Origin of the sequence: Streptomyces niveiscabiei, from assembly GCF_001419795.1 — a bacterium.
Taxonomy (GTDB): Bacteria; Actinomycetota; Actinomycetes; order Streptomycetales; family Streptomycetaceae; genus Streptomyces; species Streptomyces niveiscabiei.
Genome location: NZ_LIRL01000743.1, coordinates 1 through 3,067 on the forward strand (window position 1 = coordinate 1; position 3,067 = coordinate 3,067).

The following is a 3,067-nucleotide window of genomic DNA, read 5'->3' on the forward strand; positions in this document are numbered from 1 at the left end:
TCACGCGCCCGTGTGTTCCAGGATCGCCTTCGCCAGCGGCTCCCAGACCTCCGGTGGCAGCGCGTGCCCCATCCCGGGTACCTCCACCAGCCGCGCTGCCCCGACCACCTGCGCGAGATGCCGGGCGTGCGGCGGCGGGAACACCGGCTCGGCCGGTGCCTCGATCACCAGCGTCGGCACGGCGTTGCGCGCGAGCGCGTCCGTGCGGAGCATCCCGTCGCTGTCCGCGCGCCCGTGCGCGGTGTTCACCCGGTGGTGCCCGGTGTGCTCGATGATCGCCCCCTCCAGCGCGCGGTAGTACGCGGGGTCGAACGGCAGCAGCGTCCCGTGCAGCGCGCGCCAGTGCTCGACGCGCCGGTCCAGCTCCTGGCCGAGCGTCAGATCGTCCGGCACTGGTAGGGACCACAGCGCGAGGACGTCGGGATCGATGCCGGGCAGCTCCCCGCCCGCGTACGGCGTCTCGCTGAGCGCGCTCGTGCCCATGAGGGTCGCGCTGAGCAGCCGTTCGGGGTGGTCGGCGAGCAGGAGCTGCGTCAGCATCCCGCCGAGCGACAGCCCCACCACGTGCGCGCGCGAGACACCGAACGCGTCCAGCACGGCGACGGCGTCCCGCGCGAGCGCGGTGATCGGGTACGGGCGCTCGTCGAACCCCCAGGTGGAGCGCCCGGTGTCGCGGTGGTCGTAGCGGATGACGCGGTGGCGGGCGGCGAGGAGGTCCACGAGGGGCTCGGGCCAGCCGAGGCCGGACGCCTGGGCGCCCATGACGAGCAGGAGCGGGGGCGCGTGCGGGTCGCCGCGCTCCTCGGCCCAGAGGCGGGTTCGGGGGGCGACGTCGACGAATCGTTCCATGGGATCTCCAGAATCGAGTGGCGAGACGAGACGTATCGTATCGCCACTCGCCCGAAAAAGAAGCCCCGATTCAGAGAACCGGGGCCCTGCAAGTGGTCCGCACCTCTGGAAGGAGGTCGGCCATCCCGGAACAGGGGGGGGTGGTTCCGGGACGGCCGTCCGGATCGGGGTGCCGCCGCCCCGGGGGGTTTGGGGCGGGCGACGGTCCGATCGGTGAGGAGATCACCGGAACCAGTGGCTCCGGATGTGTGCGCGAGGCACGACCAGGTCGAAGCTGGGGAGGCCCCGGCCCGGCACCGTCCACGGTCTCCCGTGAGCGGGTGTATCTCTCATCACGAACGAAACTACGGCAGCTCACGCCCCAAAAACAGGCCGACCCCGGAGCCGCCATCCTCCCCGCACACGTTCTTCACACGCCCGTCAGACGGCCGCGAGCGCGCCTTCGATGATGTCGAGGCCCTCGCTGAGCAGGTCGTCGCCGATGACCAGCGGGGGCAGGAACCTGAGGACGTTCCCGTACGTTCCACAGGTCAGGACCAGCAGCCCCTCCTGGTGGCAGGCCTTGGCGAGAGCCGCCGTGGCCTCGGGGTTCGGCTCCTTGGTGGCCCGGTCCTTGACCAGCTCGATGGCGATCATCGCGCCCCGCCCGCGCACGTCGCCGATGACGTCGAACTTGTCGGCCATGGCGAGCAGCCGGGCCTTCATGGTCGCCTCGATCGCCTTCGCGCGGGCGTTGAGGTCGAGGGCCTTCATGGTCTCGATGGAGCCGAGCGCGCCCGCGCAGGCGACCGGGTTGCCGCCGTAGGTGCCGCCGAGCCCGCCCGCGTGCGCGGCGTCCATGATCTCGGCGCGCCCGGTGACGGCGGCGAGGGGCAGCCCGCCCGCGATGCCCTTCGCGGTGGTGATCAGGTCGGGGACGATGCCCTCGTCCTCGCAGGCGAACCACTGGCCGGTGCGGCAGAACCCGGACTGGATCTCGTCGGCGACGAAGACGATCCCGTTGTCGGCGGCGAACTTGCTCAGCGCCGGCAGGAAGCCCTTCGCGGGCTCGATGAACCCGCCCTCGCCGAGCACCGGTTCGATGATGATCGCGGCCACGTTGTCCGCGCCGACCTGCTTGGAGATCTGGTCGATGGCCTGCGCGGCGGCCTCGGGGCCCGCGTTCTCGGGGCCGGTGGGCCAGCGGTAGCCGTACGCGACGGGCACCCGGTACACCTCCGGCGCGAAGGGCCCGAAACCGTGCTTGTAGGGCATGTTCTTGGCCGTCAGGGCCATCGTGAGGTTGGTCCGGCCGTGGTAGCCGTGGTCGAAGACGACGACCGCCTGACGCTTCGTGTACGCCCGCGCGATCTTCACGGCGTTCTCGACGGCCTCGGCGCCCGAGTTGAACAGCGCGCTCTTCTTCGCGTGCTCACCCGGCGTCAGCTCGGCGAGCGCCTCGGCGACCTCGACGTACCCCTCGTACGGCGTGACCATGAAGCAGGTGTGCGTGAAGTCCGCGAGCTGCGCGCTCGCGCGCCGGACGACGGCCTCGGCGGACGCGCCGACGCTGGTCACCGCGATCCCGGAGCCGAAGTCGATCATCCGGTTGCCGTCGACGTCCTCGACGATCCCGCCTCCCGCGCGCGCGGTGAACACCGGCAGCACCGAACCGACGCCCTGCGCGACGGCGGCCAGGCGGCGGGCCTGAAGCTCCTGCGACTTGGGGCCGGGGATCGCGGTGACGATCCGGCGCTCCTGCGGGAGGTCGGTCATGGGGGGCTCCTAGGGGTTGCGAACCGGGTGATGCGTACGGGCGGGTTCCCGCGGGGGTGACGCGTACCCGCGTCCGTTTTCTCGCAGGTTAGGACGGGCGCGACAAGCTGGGCATGCTCCATGTGGGCGCCTTCCGGACGACGCGTTGTCCGCCGTGGACAGTGACGGCGTACGGCGGTGTCGGAGCGGTCTGGCGCGGGAGCGGTGAACTCCCTTTGCGGGCGCGTTAGATTGACGGCTGATGGTGTACGGAGCGGCTGGTCAGGGGGCAGGGCGATGAACAGCGACGGGACGCAGGACGCGCGCGGTACGCATGCGAGCCCTGTGCCGCGCCCTGCGGGCTCCCCGGAGGGCGCGGGCGTACCCCCGAGGCCGACCCACGCGCCCGGCGCGCCGTACGGCACCGGTGATCCGTACGACAAGCAGCCCGCCCCCCGCAGCGCCGTCTCCGAGTGGCTCGACA

Annotated in this window: 3 protein-coding genes; 1 reads left to right on the top strand and 2 read right to left on the bottom strand. The window is 71.9% G+C overall.

Going from position 1 to position 3,067, the window contains the following annotated elements; genetic code table 11:
* Positions 1–849 (bottom strand): alpha/beta fold hydrolase, encoded by an 849-nt coding sequence (locus tag AOK24_RS32435; RefSeq protein WP_055723597.1) that lies wholly within the window; start codon positions 847–849, stop codon positions 1–3.
* 420 nt (positions 850–1,269) lie between these two features.
* Complete coding sequence (gene gabT, locus AOK24_RS32440; protein WP_055723598.1) at positions 1,270–2,604, bottom strand: 4-aminobutyrate--2-oxoglutarate transaminase; 1,335 nt, start codon at positions 2,602–2,604, stop codon at positions 1,270–1,272.
* A gap of 276 nt (positions 2,605–2,880) precedes the next feature.
* Between gabT and AOK24_RS48795 the strand changes: the two genes are divergently transcribed.
* Positions 2,881–3,067, top strand: a 187-nt coding sequence (locus AOK24_RS48795) for a hypothetical protein (RefSeq protein WP_159052054.1), incomplete at its 3' end; no start/stop codon positions are given.

Excerpts from the sequence above, each read along its gene's own strand:
- AOK24_RS32435 (WP_055723597.1), bottom strand. The coding sequence starts at position 849 with ATGGAACGATTCGTCGACGTCGCCCCCCGAACCCGCCTCTGGGCCGAG.
- gabT (WP_055723598.1), bottom strand. The coding sequence starts at position 2,604 with ATGACCGACCTCCCGCAGGAGCGCCGGATCGTCACCGCGATCCCCGGC.